17 protein-coding genes are annotated in these 13,002 nt (G+C 66.5%); 11 read left to right on the forward strand and 6 right to left on the reverse strand.

The features are described 5' to 3' along the window. Positions 1–402: 402 nt before the first annotated feature. The 3 genes from ACM0M4_RS13240 (at position 403) to ACM0M4_RS13250 (ending at position 1,931) form a co-directional block, all read left to right on the forward strand. Positions 403–786, forward strand: a complete 384-nt coding sequence (locus ACM0M4_RS13240) for a hypothetical protein (protein WP_181883751.1) — start codon at positions 403–405, stop codon at positions 784–786. Then, a complete protein-coding gene (locus ACM0M4_RS13245; RefSeq protein WP_054376131.1) occupies positions 786–1,370 on the forward strand; it encodes a GspMb/PilO family protein in 585 nt (194 codons plus the stop codon). Before ACM0M4_RS13240 ends, ACM0M4_RS13245 begins: the two co-directional genes overlap by 1 nt. 264 nt (positions 1,371–1,634) lie before the next feature. Beyond that, positions 1,635–1,931, forward strand: a complete 297-nt coding sequence (locus tag ACM0M4_RS13250) for a VF_A0006 family four-cysteine protein (protein ID WP_003097713.1) — start codon at positions 1,635–1,637, stop codon at positions 1,929–1,931. A gap of 75 nt (positions 1,932–2,006) precedes the next feature. Here the strand turns inward: ACM0M4_RS13250 and mvaU are convergent, their stop codons facing one another. From mvaU to norR, 3 genes are all read right to left on the reverse strand, one after another. Further along, positions 2,007–2,360 (reverse strand): histone-like nucleoid-structuring protein MvaU, encoded by a 354-nt coding sequence (mvaU, locus tag ACM0M4_RS13255; RefSeq protein WP_003090506.1) that lies wholly within the window; start codon positions 2,358–2,360, stop codon positions 2,007–2,009. Between the two features lie 307 nt (positions 2,361–2,667). Continuing rightward, complete coding sequence (queD, locus tag ACM0M4_RS13260) at positions 2,668–3,024, reverse strand: 6-carboxytetrahydropterin synthase QueD (RefSeq protein ID WP_003090505.1); 357 nt, start codon at positions 3,022–3,024, stop codon at positions 2,668–2,670. A gap of 100 nt (positions 3,025–3,124) precedes the next feature. Next, positions 3,125–4,678 carry a nitric oxide reductase transcriptional regulator NorR gene (gene norR / locus ACM0M4_RS13265; RefSeq protein ID WP_003113388.1) on the reverse strand — a complete coding sequence of 518 codons (1,554 nt, stop codon included), beginning with the start codon at positions 4,676–4,678 and terminating at the stop codon, positions 3,125–3,127. 154 nt (positions 4,679–4,832) lie between these two features. Between norR and hmpA the strand changes: the two genes are divergently transcribed. From hmpA to ACM0M4_RS13280, 3 genes are read left to right on the forward strand one after another with little or no spacing between them, the layout of a single operon-like run. Beyond that, a complete protein-coding gene (gene hmpA / locus ACM0M4_RS13270; RefSeq protein WP_003097711.1) occupies positions 4,833–6,014 on the forward strand; it encodes an NO-inducible flavohemoprotein in 1,182 nt (393 codons plus the stop codon). 54 nt (positions 6,015–6,068) lie between these two features. Beyond that, positions 6,069–6,326 carry a psl/pyoverdine operon transcriptional regulator PpyR gene (ppyR, locus tag ACM0M4_RS13275; protein WP_003090502.1) on the forward strand — a complete coding sequence of 86 codons (258 nt, stop codon included), beginning with the start codon at positions 6,069–6,071 and terminating at the stop codon, positions 6,324–6,326. Then, entirely contained in the window at positions 6,313–7,506 is a 1,194-nt protein-coding gene (locus ACM0M4_RS13280; protein ID WP_003122598.1) for an NnrS family protein, read from the forward strand. Before ppyR ends, ACM0M4_RS13280 begins: the two co-directional genes overlap by 14 nt. Here ACM0M4_RS13280 and ACM0M4_RS13285 read toward each other — a convergent pair whose 3' ends face one another. The 3 genes from ACM0M4_RS13285 to ACM0M4_RS13295 are packed head-to-tail and all read right to left on the reverse strand — an operon-like array spanning position 7,507 to position 9,759. Next, positions 7,507–7,773, reverse strand: coding sequence for a DUF5329 domain-containing protein (locus tag ACM0M4_RS13285; RefSeq protein WP_003115326.1), 267 nt, complete (start codon positions 7,771–7,773; stop codon positions 7,507–7,509). After that, positions 7,757–8,650, reverse strand: a complete 894-nt coding sequence (locus ACM0M4_RS13290; RefSeq protein ID WP_003115327.1) for a hypothetical protein — start codon at positions 8,648–8,650, stop codon at positions 7,757–7,759. The genes ACM0M4_RS13285 and ACM0M4_RS13290 overlap by 17 nt, the downstream gene beginning before the upstream one ends. A gap of 26 nt (positions 8,651–8,676) precedes the next feature. Beyond that, complete coding sequence (locus ACM0M4_RS13295; protein ID WP_054376132.1) at positions 8,677–9,759, reverse strand: hypothetical protein; 1,083 nt, start codon at positions 9,757–9,759, stop codon at positions 8,677–8,679. Between the two features lie 214 nt (positions 9,760–9,973). On the opposite strand from ACM0M4_RS13295, the gene ACM0M4_RS13300 reads away from it, so the two are divergent. From ACM0M4_RS13300 to ACM0M4_RS13320, 5 genes are all read left to right on the forward strand, one after another. Further along, positions 9,974–10,282 carry a PepSY domain-containing protein gene (locus ACM0M4_RS13300; protein ID WP_003090497.1) on the forward strand — a complete coding sequence of 103 codons (309 nt, stop codon included), beginning with the start codon at positions 9,974–9,976 and terminating at the stop codon, positions 10,280–10,282. Further along, complete coding sequence (locus tag ACM0M4_RS13305) at positions 10,282–10,596, forward strand: PepSY domain-containing protein (RefSeq protein ID WP_003097704.1); 315 nt, start codon at positions 10,282–10,284, stop codon at positions 10,594–10,596. Before ACM0M4_RS13300 ends, ACM0M4_RS13305 begins: the two co-directional genes overlap by 1 nt. Further along, entirely contained in the window at positions 10,596–11,267 is a 672-nt protein-coding gene (carR, locus tag ACM0M4_RS13310) for a two-component system response regulator CarR (RefSeq protein ID WP_003090494.1), read from the forward strand. Before ACM0M4_RS13305 ends, carR begins: the two co-directional genes overlap by 1 nt. After that, positions 11,264–12,601 carry a two-component system sensor histidine kinase CarS gene (gene carS / locus ACM0M4_RS13315; protein WP_003090493.1) on the forward strand — a complete coding sequence of 446 codons (1,338 nt, stop codon included), beginning with the start codon at positions 11,264–11,266 and terminating at the stop codon, positions 12,599–12,601. Before carR ends, carS begins: the two co-directional genes overlap by 4 nt. 90 nt (positions 12,602–12,691) lie before the next feature. Continuing rightward, positions 12,692–13,000 carry a hypothetical protein gene (locus ACM0M4_RS13320; protein WP_003097699.1) on the forward strand — a complete coding sequence of 103 codons (309 nt, stop codon included), beginning with the start codon at positions 12,692–12,694 and terminating at the stop codon, positions 12,998–13,000. Positions 13,001–13,002: the final 2 nt, after the last annotated feature.

Genomic DNA, 13,002 nt, shown 5'->3' on the forward strand with positions numbered 1-13,002 from the left:
GTCCGGGAGGCCGTTGCCGAAGACTGCGTCGACCAACCTCGGCGTTATCGCTGTATCCCCGAATCCCTGCTGCAGGCTCCCCCTCGGTCGATCGCGGAAGGCGAGACGGTTCGGCTGCTTCGGGTTCGCTCCGGGCTGGATCTCCAGGTCTGGAGAGATGACTGCCTTGTCCTGAGCCATTTCTTTCCCAGCCCACCCCAGCCAGAACAATGGGTTCGGTTGCTCCGGGGGCTGGCGGGAATACGCATCCCGGAGAGCCTGGTTGCCGAGCCTGGAGAGTCACTGGGCCGTCCCTGGGCCGTTCCGGCGGCGGAAGCAACGCTGCTGCGATGGGAGCGTTGGTTGCCGCATGGGCTCATAGCCACCCTGTTGCTGGGATGCGGATTCAATCTGGGGGAAGGTTTGTCCTGGTGGTGGGCCGAGCGTGCGCTGCGAACGCAGTACGACCAACTGAGCGGCCAGGTCTCGCCGATCCTCAGCGCACGCAACCAGGCCTTGCAGACCAATCGGATGGCCACGGAGCTGGGGCGCGCTTTGCAGCATCGCTCGCAGGTGGCGCTGCTGGGACAGGTAGCGGAACTGTTGCCGAAGGACAGTCGGTTGCTCGCCTGGCGCTATCGAGGCTCCGAGCTGGAGTTGCGGATTGGCACCGACAGTGTCGACCCGTGTCTCTATGTGAGGCGTTTCATGGAGTCGGGGAGTTTCGACGATGTCAGGGTGGAACCTTCGCAGAGCGAGGGGCTATCGCTGAGCCTGGTCCTGCGTACGCCGGGGGAGGGTGCCTGATGTCGGACTTCCAGCGATCACTGCAGTTCCAGGGGCGGAACCTGCAACGACAATGGCAGGAAAAACCACTCTTGCGCATGGCCATCTGGAGCCTGTGCCTGCTGCTGGTTGTGCATCTGGTCATGCTCAGCATGGATTGGAGGGAGGAACGAGGGGAGGAATATCGTCGTCTGGCCGGGGAATGGCTCAAGCTCCAGGACGTTTCCCGGCAGACCGCCTGGCCGGAGCGGGCGATGCAGGCGGAGCAGGTCCTCAACCTTCAGCGAGAGCGCTTCTGGCAGGCGCCGAATGCGTCGCAGGCGAGGGCCGATGTGCAGGCCTGGCTGACCGAGCGGGTTCGCCTGGCGGGCGTCCCTGACGCGGAAGTGAGCGTACTGCTTCCTCGCGGCTTCGAGAAGCAAGGGACGATCGCGCGTATCGAGGCCCAGGTTCGCGGGCAGTTGCCGCCAGCCTCGTTCAGTCGGTTGTTGCAGGATATAGAAGCGGAGCAGCGACAAGTATCGGTGGAGTTTCTGGAACTGAACAATATGTTGTCGCCCATGCTCAATCTACAATTGCCGTTCCTGTTCGTAGCGGCCTATTGAAGCGGATGCGGAACGGGCAGCACCCGTTTGCCGGAAGAGTTCGGCTAGAGGTCGGCGCCCGTCGATGGAGCGAGTTGCCGCCAGGCGGCCGGGAAACCGAATCCGCTCGGGACGCCTGCGATTCGGCTCTCCGGCCCGCCACTGTCGCATTCGCGCAGCGAAGAACGGCCAGTCTGGTCCGGCCTGTAAACAAGTGCAAAATTTTACTTCATGGTCGGCTTGGCACTCCGAGCCGGCTCGTCCATGCTGGAGCACAACTTTCCCATGGATACCATTGCCATGAAGTTCCTGCTGCCCCTGCTGCTGTTATTCCCGCTTTCCGCTCTCGCCGACGACAAGGACTACGACCAATGCATACTCGACTACCAACGCACGGCGAAGAGCGGGGTGGCGGTTCACTTCATCACCCAGGCCTGCGACAAGTTGTATAACGACGGCTCCTTCCTGCTGTCGCGGGAAAAGGCTTATTACGAGTGTCTGCTGGAGAACCTGCCGGGGGTGGAGAACAACCTGGCGGCGCAGAAGATCAGGAGCGCTTGCGAATCGAAGTCGCAGAATTGATCTGGCGAGGAGGGGAGCGAAAGTAGCCAGTGGGGTTTCCGACGGCATCGGCAGGATGCCGTCGGGAAAACCGGCTTAGCGTTGCAGCCAGGATTCGACGGTTTCGGAACCGTACTGTTCTTTCCAGGCTTTCAGAACCTTGTGGTTGCCGCCCTTGGTTTCGACGACTTCACCGTTGTTCGGGTTCTTGTAGACCTTCAGGGCGCGGGCACGGCGCTGCGGAGCGGCGCTGACGGTGACCGGAGCCTTGGGGTCGAGGATGGCGATGATGTTGTGCAGGGTCATGCCGTACTTGTCCATCAACGCCTGCAACTTGTCCTTGAATTCCAGTTCCTGCTTCAGGCTGCTGTCGCTTTTCAGCTTTTCCAGCAGGGCCAGTTGCTCCTGAAGTTTGCGCTCTGCCTCGCGGAACTCGGCAAGTTTGGACATTCGTTTCACTCCCGTTCTAAAAATATGGTGCTGGGTTTTGGTGCATTTATAGTGGCTTTACGGACTTTCCGTGTCCGCGGCAAAGGATAAGTCTTTATCTACTGGAAGAACAATATAGTTACACGGTTTTATTGACTAACGGACTGTAGGGACAGCTTGCCGGATGTTTCCCGGAAGAATATGAAACCTTTATGTCCGTGGGGATAATGCTTCGTACAACCCATGGGAGAGAGACGGCAGAACGGGCCCGTTGTGTGGAAGCCCGTTTTAGAGCAGATGGCGAAGCGCCAGGGGAGAGTCGGGCGAATCAATCGCCCCGATATTCGCAACCGCTGGTGCAAGTTTCGTGGACGCGGACCTTGGAGAGTTCCGGCAACAGCGGCTTGAGTTGTTGCCAGATCCAGCGGCAGAGGTTTTCGCTGGTGGGGTTTTCCAGGCCTGGAATATCGTTCAGATAATTGTGGTCGAGTTGCTCGTAGATCGGCTTGAAGATCGCCTTGATTTCCGCGAAGTCGCGGATCCAGCCGGTATGCGGATCGACCTCACCTTCGATGTGGATGGCGACACGGAACGAGTGGCCGTGCAGGCGCCCGCATTTGTGGCCTTCGGGGACGTGGGGCAGGCGATGGGCGGATTCGAAGGTGAATTCTTTGAAGAGTTCCACTGTAGTGCGCTCTGGATCGGGGTTATCGGACAACCGGAATGGGGGCGCCATGGTAGCAGGTTTGCGCGCCGGACCCGGTCTGCTCCGACCGGGCGGTCGTTTACCTGAGTTGCAGGCGGCGCGCCAGGCGCGCCAGGTTGGCGCGATCCAGGCCCAGCTCGCGTGCAGCCGAGGCCCAGCTTCCCTGGTGGCGGGCCAGGCAGTCCTGGATCAGGCGGCGTTGGTAGGCGTCGGTGGCCGCGCGCAACGAGTGACCGGTCGTTGGCGCGGCGGGCGCGGGCTCGACCACGCTGCGAGGTGGCGCGGGGGTTTCCGCGGGCAGGTCGAGATCCTGCCGATGCAGGGTGACGATCCGCGACCGCTCCGGATTGTGGCCGAGGGCCTTGAGCGAGGCGCGGCCGACCAGGTGCTCGAGTTCGCGCACGTTGCCCGGCCAGCGATAGTCGAGGAGCGCGGCCTGGGCCTCGTGGTCCAGGCGCAGGCTGCGCAGTCCCAGGCGCGGTCGGTTTTCCTCGAGGAAGTAGCCGGCCAGCAGGAGGATATCGCGGCCGCGCTCGCGCAGCGGCGGCACGCGCAAGGGATAGACGCTGAGGCGATGGTAGAGATCGGCGCGGAAGCGCCCGGCACGCACTTCCTCGGCCAGGTCGCGGTTGGTGGCTGCGATCAGGCGTACGTCGACGCGGTGCTCGCGATCGGAGCCGACCCGCTGCAACTGCCCGCTCTGCAGCACGCGGAGCAGCTTGGCCTGCACCGCCAGCGGCAACTCGCCGACCTCGTCGAGGAACAGGCTGCCGCCGTCGGCCAGTTCGAACTTGCCGCGCCGTTCGTTGACCGCGCCGGAGAAGGCGCCGCGCACATGGCCGAACAATTCGCTTTCCACCAGGGTCTCGGGCAGCGCGGCGCAGTTGAGACTGATCATCGGCTTGCCGCTGCGCATGGAATGCCGGTGGATGGATTGCGCCACCAGTTCCTTGCCGACCCCGGTCTCGCCGGTGATCAGTACGCTCAGGTCGCTGTTGGCGACCAGGCGGATTTCTTCCAGCAGCGCCTTGTGCGCGGCGCTCTGGCCGATCATTTCCCGTGGCCGCTCGCCAGCGGCTTCGAGATAGGCCTCGGCGCGCTGGTGCTCGTCCTCGGCGCGGCGGGTCAGGTCGCGCATCCGCTCGCTGGCCTTGACCGTGGCGGCGGCGAGGCTGGCGAAGGCCTCCAGGGTATCCAGGTCGGCGCTGGCGAAGCGCGACGGATCGAGGGTATCCAGGGTCAGCAAGCCCCAGGGCTGGTCGTCGAGGTACAGCGGACAGCCCAGGCAATCATGGATTTCCAGGTGGCCGTGGAGGCCTTCCACCAGACCGTCGTAGGGATCGGGCAGGCCGCAGTCGGCGGGGAAGCGGGTCGGCCCGCGGCGCTCCAGGAGGGCCTCGAGGCGCGGATGTTCGCCGACCCGGAAGCGCCGGCCGAGGGTGTCCGGGCTGAGGCCGTCCACCGCCAGCGGGATCAGGTATTCGCCGTCCAGGCGCAGCAGCGCGGTGGCGTCGCAGGGCAGCAGGTCGCGCAGGGCCTGGAGCAGGCGGCGGTAGCGTTCGTCTTCCGGCAGGTCGCGGGACAGGTCGGCAACCAGCGGGATCAGGGTGGCAAGCAAGGGGTTGGTGGTCATTTCGACCTCTTTGCAGTCCTAATGACTCTGAATGGTTGCAGTCATTATGACCTATGCCGGCCTGCAAGGCCCGTGAATTCTGGTAGTTTGCCTTGGCACGCTTCCTGAAATGCTTCGAGGTGAAACAAAACCTTGCATGCGTCAGGAGTCATCTATGTTGTCCAATGCCCAACGTGCCCTCATCAAAGCCACCGTACCGCTGCTGGAGACCGGCGGTGAAGCGCTGATCACCCATTTCTACCGCACCATGCTCGGCGAGTACCCCGAGGTTCGCCCGCTGTTCAACCAGGCCCACCAGGCCAGCGGCGACCAGCCGCGGGCGCTGGCCAATGGCGTGCTGATGTACGCCAGGCACATCGACCAGTTGCAGGAACTCGGCCCGCTGGTGGCCAAGGTGGTGAACAAGCATGTCTCCCTGCAGGTGCTGCCCGAACACTATCCGATCGTCGGCACTTGCCTGTTGCGGGCGATCCGCGAGGTCCTCGGCGAACAGATCGCCACCGACGAAGTCCTCGAAGCCTGGGGCGCGGCCTACCAGCAACTGGCCGACCTGCTGATCGAGGCCGAGGAGTCGGTGTATGCCGCCAGCGCCCAGGCCGAGGGCGGCTGGCGCGGCGTGCGGCGCTTCCGCGTGGCACGCAAGCAGGCGGAGAGCGAGGAAATCACCTCGTTCTACCTGGAGCCGGTGGACGGCCAGCCGCTGCTGGCGTTCCAGCCGGGACAGTACATCGGCCTGCGGCTGGACATCGACGGCGAGGAAGTGCGCCGCAACTATTCGCTTTCCGCTGCCAGCAACGGCCGCGAATACCGCATCAGCGTCAAGCGCGAGGCGGGTGGACGGGTCTCCAATTACCTGCATGACCGGGTCGCCGAGGGCGACGAGCTGGATCTGTTTCCGCCGGCTGGCGATTTCGTCCTGCGTGACAGCGACAAGCCGCTGGTGCTGATCACCGCCGGCGTCGGCATCACCCCGGCCCTGGCCATGTTGCAGGAAGCGCTGCCGCAGGCGCGGCCGATCCGCTTCATCCATTGCGCCCGGCATGGCGGCGTGCATGCCTTCCGCGACTGGATCGAAGACGTGTCGGCGCAGCACGAGCAGGTCGAGCACTTCTTCTGCTACAGCGAACCGCGTGCCGGCGACAGTGCCGACGCCGAGGGATTGCTGAGCCGCGAGAAACTGGCCGACTGGTTGCCGCAGGAGCGCGACCTGGACGCCTACTTCCTCGGACCCCGGCCTTTCATGGCGCAGGTCAAGCGCCACCTGGCCGACCTCGGCGTACCCTCGCAGCAATGCCACTACGAGTTCTTCGGTCCGGCCGCCGCGCTGGACGCCTGAAGCGACGGGCCGGCGCGAGGTGCGTCGGCCCTTTTTCGGAAAAAGGAGATCGAGATGAACGCTCTGTTCGATTGTCCACGGCGGGTGCTGCGGATCGGTCACGGGCTGCTGGCGGCCGGCCTGGCGCTGCTCGTCGCCGGCGTGATCGCCGCCTATTTCCTCGACCGCTACCTGAACATGCCGGCGCTGGTGTTTTCCCATGCGCTGGTGATCCTCGGCCCGACCCTGTTGAAGATCGGCTACGTGATGCGCCTGAGCGCGCTGTTCCGCATGCGTCGACCCGGTTGGGAGGTCTGCTGTGCAAGTGCTTGATCGTTCCAGGCTGATGGCCATACCGCCGATCTGGCGCCTGGGCTTCCGCCCGTTCTTCCTCGGCGGCGCGCTGTTCGCGGTCCTCGCCATCGCGCTCTGGCTGGCGGCGCTGGCCGGGCTCTGGAGCGGCTGGCAACCGGTCGGTGGCTGGCTGGCCTGGCATCGTCACGAAATGCTCTTCGGTTTCGGCGTGGCGATCATCGCCGGCTTCCTGTTGACCGCCGTGCAGACCTGGACCGGCGTACCCGGCCTGCAGGGCAAACCCCTGGCCCTGCTCGCCGGGCTCTGGCTGGCGGCGCGCCTGGCCTGGCTATTCGATGCGCCGCTGGCGCTGCTGCTGGTGCTGCAACTGAGCTTCCTGCCGCTATTGGCCTGGGCTATCGGTCGCAGCCTGTGGCGGGTGCGGCAGAAGCGCAATTACCCGGTGGTGGGCCTGTTGCTGCTGTTGACCCTGGCCGACGCCCTGGTCCTGCTCGGCCTGTTCGAGGGCAACGACGACTGGCAACGGCGTGCCTCCATCGCCGCGCTATGGCTGATCGCCGGGATGATGAACCTGATCGGCGGGCGGGTGATCCCGTTCTTCACCCAGCGCGGTCTCGGCCGTCAGCAGCAGGTGCCGGCGATCGCCTGGCTGGACAATGGCATCCTGCTGGGCTGCGTGCTGGTGGCGCTGCTCACCGCCGCGGGCGTCACGACGCAGCCGACGCCCTGGCTTGCAGGACTGTTCGCCGCCCTCGGTGGTGCGCAACTGTGGCGTCTGTGGCGTTGGCGCGATCGCGGCATCTGGCAGGTGCCGCTGCTCTGGTCTCTGCACCTGGCATATTTCTGGATCGCCGTGGCGCCGCTTGGCATGGCGCTCTGGAGCCTGGGCCTGGCGCTGGCGCCGAGCCAGGCGCTGCACGCGCTGGCGGTGGGCGGCATGGGCGGGTTGATCCTGGCGATGCTGGCACGGGTCACTCTCGGCCATACCGGTCGCGCGCTGCAACCGCCGGCAGCGATGCCCTGGGCTTTCGCTCTGCTCAATCTCGGCTGCGCGGCGCGGGTGTTCCTGCCCAGCCTGTTGCCGGCGAACTGGGCGCTGCCCCTGGCAGGCGGACTGTGGGCTTTGGCGTTCCTGCTGTTCGCCTGGTTCTATGCGCCGATGCTGTGTCGTCCGCGGGTCGACGGCCATCCCGGTTGATCAGGGGGCTTGCCGCAGACGCCGCAGCTCCTGGTTCAGCCAGTCGGCGGAGTTGCGCGTCTGCGTGGCGCAGCGCACCTGGTAGGGCTTGCCGCTGAGGCTGCTCTGGGTCGCGGCGCGCTCGATGAAGTCCTCGCTGCTGGCGACCAGGTCCTTGCGCTCCAGGTAGTCGAGCTTCTTCTGCAGGTGGGCGCGGGCTTCCGCGGCCGGGTATTCGCTGCCGTTGCGGATGAAGGTGCAGCCGCTGTCTTCAACAAAGCTCAGCAAGCGGCCGATCTCCTGGCTCGCCTGCGGGGAGGGCGCGGCCAGCGCCGGCAGGCTCGAGGCCAGCAGCCAACAGGCGGCGCAGGTAGTCCGCCAGGTAATCGTGAAAACGCGCATCGTTCCAGTACTCCATGTGGCTCAACGGGGTGTGCCGCTTGTACCAGGGTCCGACCGGCAGGGCGAGGTCCTCGTGGACGACCGCGGCGTAGTTCTGCAACGGCCGCAGCGGATAGCCGAGCGGATCGGCCGGCGCGTAGACGTTCAGCCAGCGTGCCTGCTGGCGGATGGCCGGGGGCAGGCAGTGGCCGGGAAAGCGGATCGGGCAGACCTTCTCGTAGGCGAAGGTGAACAGCGGGATGTTGCAACCGAAGGTGACCAGCCCGGCCAGGGTTTCCAGGCCGAGGAAGGGGTCGATCGAGCAACTCGGCGTGCGGTTGAGCTTCTGCTGGTCCCAGATGAAGTTGGATACGATGTGCCCGCCCAGGGAGTGGGCGAGGATCACCAGCGGCGTCTGCGGCCCGACCTTCGCGCGCAGGGCCATGATCCCGCTGCGCACGTGCTGGTGGACCTGCTGGTAGGTGGTGTCGTAGGCGGCGCTGACCTTGCGGTAGCCGCTGGCGTCGCCGAGGAATAGCGTCACCGCCCGGCGCAGCCAGCGCCAGCCCAGCGGCTCGCGCTCGATGCGCTTGAGGTAGGCCAGCTCGCGGGCGTCCAGTACGCTGGCCCAGTACAGGCTCTGGAAGGCCACCTCGCCGGCTTCCGCGCCGAGACGTCGGCGCAGCGCCGCCACCAGTTCGCGGGCGTAGCTGTGCAGACCGTCCTCGTCGCGGCTATCGGGCTGGTCGCCGATGCCGTGGATCAGCGCTACGGCCAGTTTCATGCAGGATCCTTCTCGTCGGTGGCGGCTCAGTCCAGCGCTTGCAGGCGTTCGCCGAGCCGGCCGCCGTCGACCAGTTCGAGGAATTCGTCGCCGAGCCTGCGGCTTTCCGCCATCGCCTGGCGCCAGTAGCGCTCGCGGCCGTCGTCGTCGCCGAGGTAGCGGGTGAAGTCCTTGCGGTCCGGCAGCTTGGCGTGCGGCAGGCGCGCCAGGTAGTCGCGCGACGGCGCCAGAAGCAACACGTCCTGCAGGCGCCCGGCGTCGCCACGGCGCCAGGGCAAGCCCTTGTCGAACCAGCCGGGGATCACCTTGTCGGTGAAGTGCGGGTAGAGCACCACGCCGCGGTCCTCGTAGGGCAGGTCGAGATGGTAGTCGAGCAGGCCGCCGTCGCGGTAGGTGCCGGGGCCGGCGCCAGGCAGGTCGCGGACGCCTTCCATGACCATCGGGATCGAGCCGGAGGCGAGCAGCGCCTGGCGCAGGTTGCCGCCGTCCAGGTGCAGGTAGCGCGACGGGAAGTCGGTCAGCGCGGCCAGCGGCGGCGCCTGGCGGGCGTCATGCAGGATCACCCGTTCGAAGTGGCGGTGCAGATGGCGGCGGCCGATCAGGTTGTCGCGGATCACCGAGGACAGCCCCAGGCCGAGGCTGGCCTTGTGGTCGTGGGCGAGGCGCCCGTGGCTCTTCACCACCACCACGTTGAGGCGGTACAGCGGGTTGTCGAGGATCCGCGCGTCCTGGCCGGCGAGCAGGTCGTCGAGCATCGCCGCGCACTTGCGCGAGACTTCGGCGATGCTCACGCCCTTGGGAAAACGCTGCCGGGTGTACAGCTCGCCGAGGCGGGTGAGGCCGGCCACGGCGTCGGGCAGGCAGGCACTGGCGAAGCGCCAGGAACCGATGGAGGCGCCGATCAGCGAGCGTTCACGCGGGGCGCGCGGCAGCCACTCGCCGAAGATCGCCAGGTCCAGTCCCTGGATGCCCAGCGCCTTTGGCCCGCCGGCGGCACCGGGGACGATGCCGACGTCGGCCGGCTGCAGGCCGCGCTCGCGGATGCGGGCGAGGGCGCGGCGACCGGCCTTGAGGGTCAGTGCGGGGGACTTGATCTGGATGGCTGGCATGCTGGTCTTCTCCCTTGCGGACCGGCGATTATAGGACGAGTTGTCGCAGGACCAAGCGCTTTCGAACGCCGGCGAGCCCCATCGCAGAGGCTTTCCGTTACCCTATGGCGCGCCCCGGCCATGTCCTTGCGGCAAATTCAGCTTCAATTAAGAGCGCCCGGTTAATCTGCAAACCGTCGAAAGCAACACGATTGATTCCCACGGAGAGATTCCCATGAAGAAACTGACTGCCCTGTTCGCCGCCACCGCCATCGCCCTGACTGCCGGCCTGGCCCAGGCCCGCGACCTCGGCCCGGACGAGGCGCTGAAGCTGCGTGACGCCGGGACCATCAAGTCCTTCGAAGAGCTGAACAAGAACGCCATCGCCAAGCATCCCGGCTCGAGCGTCCACGATACCGAGCTGGAAGAGGAATACGGCCGCTACATCTACCAGGTCGAGTTGCGCGACCCGCAGGGCGTGAAATGGGACCTGGAGCTGGATGCCGCTACCGGCGCCGTGCTCAAGGACCACCAGGACGACTGATGAAGTGGCTCATGCGCTACGCCGGGATCGTCGCACTGGTCCTGGCGGTCATCAGCCTCGAAGCGATGGCGCGCGACCTGGACCAGGACGAGGTCCTGCGCCTGCGCCAGGACGGTGTGATACAGCCGCTCGAATCCCTCATGCAGGAAGCCCTGGGGCGTTACCCCGGGGCGCGCCTGCTGGAAGTCGAGCTGGAAGAGGAAGACGACGTGTATGTCTACGAGGTGGAGCTGCTCACCCGCGACGGCGTCGTGCGTGAACTGGAACTGGATGCCCGCAACGGCCGCATCCTGAAGGACGAGGAAGACGACTGATGCGGTTGCTGCTGGTTGAGGATCACGTTCCCCTGGCCGACGAACTGATGGCCAGCCTGACCCGCCAGGGCTACGCGGTGGACTGGCTGGCCGACGGCCGCGACGCGGCGGTGCAGGGCGCCAGCGAACCCTACGACCTGATCATCCTCGACCTCGGCCTGCCCGGGCGTCCCGGCCTGGAGATACTCCAGGAGTGGCGTGGGCTGGGACTCGCGACTCCGGTGCTGATCCTCACCGCGCGCGGTTCCTGGGCCGAACGCATCGATGGGCTCAAGGCCGGTGCCGACGACTACCTGACCAAGCCGTTCCATCCGGAAGAGCTGGCCTTGCGCATCCAGGCCCTGTTGCGCCGCGCCCATGGGCTGGCCAACCAGAGCCAGCTGGAGGCCGCCGGGCTGCGCCTGGACGAGCAGCGCCAGTGCGTGTGCCTGAACGGCGCCGACGTCGACCTGACCGCCGCCGAATTCCGCCTGCTGCGCTATTTCATGCTGCACCCCGGCCAGGTCCTGTCCAAGGGGCACCTGGCCGAGCATCTGTACGACGGCGAGACCGAACGCGATTCCAACGTCATCGAGGTCCACGTCAACCACCTGCGGCGCAAGCTCGGCCGCGAGGTGATCGAGACCCGCCGTGGCCAGGGCTACCGCTACGCCGGGGTGGCCGCCGGATGAGGTCGATCCAGCGGCGCCTGAGCGTCGGCCTGTTCGCGGTGCTGCTGGTGGTCGGGCTGGTCCTCGCGCAGACCGGCCTGTGGCTGTTCGACCAGGGCCTGCGGCGCTATTTCGCCGGCAATCTGCGCGAGGAGGCGGAGAACCTGCTGGTGGCCATGGTGCGCGGGCCGAACGGCATGCAACTGGACGAGCAACGCCTCAACCCGGCGTTCCAGCGCCCGTATTCCGGGCGCTATTTCGTCATCGAGCTGGAAAAGGACACCTGGCGCTCACGCTCCCTGTGGGACAGCGAGCTGGAAGTGCCGCACAAGAAAGGGCTGGTGCAGGGCCTGGTCGATGGGCCCGAGGAGCAGCGACTGCTGGTGTTCCGCGGCCACTACAAGCGCATGGGCCAGAAGCTGCGGATCGTGGTGGCGCAGGACTATACGCCGATCCTGGAAAGCTTCGCCCGTGTGCAGTGGATGGGTCTGGGCGCCGGCGCCCTGGCGCTGCTCCTGGTATTGCTATTGCAGCGCCTGACCGTGCGTCGTTCGCTGCGTCCGCTGGAGGAGGTGCGCCTGCAGATCGCCCAGCTGCAACAGGGCCAGCGTAGCCAACTGGACAACCAGGCTCCCGAGGAACTGGAGCCGCTGGTGGAGCAGATCAACCACCTGCTGGCGCACACCGAGGAGACCCTGAAGCGTTCGCGCAACGCCCTGGGCAACCTCGGTCACGCCCTGAAGACGCCGCTGGCGGTGCTGGTCAGCCTCGCCGAGCGCGAGGAGATGGCGCGCCAGCCGGAGTTGCAACAGGTCCTGCGCGAACAGCTGGAACAGATCCAGCAGCGCCTCGGTCGCGAGTTGGGCAAGGCGCGCCTGGTCGGCGAAGCGCTGCCTGGCGCACATTTCGATTGCGCCGAGGAGTTGCCGTCGCTGTGCGACACCCTGCGCCTGATCCACGGCCCGCACCTGCAGGTGAGCTGGAGCGCGCCACCGGGGCTGCGCCTGCCATGGGACCGCGAGGACCTGCTGGAGATGCTCGGCAATCTGCTGGACAACGCCTGCAAGTGGGCCGATAGCGAAGTCCGCCTGACCGTCGCGCAGGGCGAGGGCATGGTCCGCCTGAAGGTCGACGATGACGGCCCCGGTATCCTCCCCGACCAGCGCCAGGCGGTGCTCGAGCGGGGTACCCGGCTCGACGAGCAGGTCAGCGGCCATGGCCTGGGCCTGGGCATCGCGCGCGACATCGCCGAGGCCTGCGGTGGCCGCCTGAGTCTCGAGGACAGCCCGCTGGGCGGCCTGCGGGTGAGCGTCGAGTTGCCGTTGCAGAAGAGCGGCCGCGCCGCCAGGGCTTAACAGTTCTTCACCATTTGCCGACAGTCCCGGCAAGATTTCCTCCTGCGCTTTCCCTAGCATCCCGGGCTTCTTGCAAGGAGGTCTTGGACGATGAAACGGCGGACGGGTACGGGCCGCTGGCGCTGGGCGCTGATGCTGCCGGTGCTGGTGTTCCTGTTGGGCGAGTCCAGTGGACAGCGAGAGGAGGGGCGGTCGCCGCGGTTACCCGCGCAGGCTCGCTACGAGCAGGCCGTGGAAAACGCGTTGCGCAGCGAGCGCGGCGAGCCGCGACAGGCCGGGACAGCGGCAGCGAAGGTGGCCGAGGCGGGAGCCCCGGCGCGTCTGCGTGGCTGGCTGCGCTCGCTGGCCCGCCTGGCGATCTGGGGGACCTACGGCCCCCCGGCGCTATTCAGGCCGTGAAC

The sequence above is a fragment of the Pseudomonas sp. 18-147 genome (assembly GCF_051048045.1).
Lineage (GTDB): Bacteria > Pseudomonadota > Gammaproteobacteria > Pseudomonadales > Pseudomonadaceae > Pseudomonas > Pseudomonas aeruginosa.

Bases quoted from the DNA above. Each gene is read 5' to 3' on its own strand.
- ACM0M4_RS13245 (WP_054376131.1), top strand. From the start codon at position 786: ATGTCGGACTTCCAGCGATCACTGCAGTTCCAGGGGCGGAACCTGCAA.
- ACM0M4_RS13250 (WP_003097713.1), top strand. From the start codon at position 1,635: ATGGATACCATTGCCATGAAGTTCCTGCTGCCCCTGCTGCTGTTATTC.
- mvaU (WP_003090506.1), bottom strand. From the start codon at position 2,360: ATGTCCAAACTTGCCGAGTTCCGCGAGGCAGAGCGCAAACTTCAGGAG.
- norR (WP_003113388.1), bottom strand. From the start codon at position 4,678: ATGACCACCAACCCCTTGCTTGCCACCCTGATCCCGCTGGTTGCCGAC.
- hmpA (WP_003097711.1), top strand. From the start codon at position 4,833: ATGTTGTCCAATGCCCAACGTGCCCTCATCAAAGCCACCGTACCGCTG.
- ppyR (WP_003090502.1), top strand. From the start codon at position 6,069: ATGAACGCTCTGTTCGATTGTCCACGGCGGGTGCTGCGGATCGGTCAC.
- ACM0M4_RS13290 (WP_003115327.1), bottom strand. From the start codon at position 8,650: ATGAAACTGGCCGTAGCGCTGATCCACGGCATCGGCGACCAGCCCGAT.
- ACM0M4_RS13295 (WP_054376132.1), bottom strand. From the start codon at position 9,759: ATGCCAGCCATCCAGATCAAGTCCCCCGCACTGACCCTCAAGGCCGGT.
- ACM0M4_RS13300 (WP_003090497.1), top strand. From the start codon at position 9,974: ATGAAGAAACTGACTGCCCTGTTCGCCGCCACCGCCATCGCCCTGACT.
- ACM0M4_RS13305 (WP_003097704.1), top strand. From the start codon at position 10,282: ATGAAGTGGCTCATGCGCTACGCCGGGATCGTCGCACTGGTCCTGGCG.
- carR (WP_003090494.1), top strand. From the start codon at position 10,596: ATGCGGTTGCTGCTGGTTGAGGATCACGTTCCCCTGGCCGACGAACTG.
- carS (WP_003090493.1), top strand. From the start codon at position 11,264: ATGAGGTCGATCCAGCGGCGCCTGAGCGTCGGCCTGTTCGCGGTGCTG.
- ACM0M4_RS13320 (WP_003097699.1), top strand. From the start codon at position 12,692: ATGAAACGGCGGACGGGTACGGGCCGCTGGCGCTGGGCGCTGATGCTG.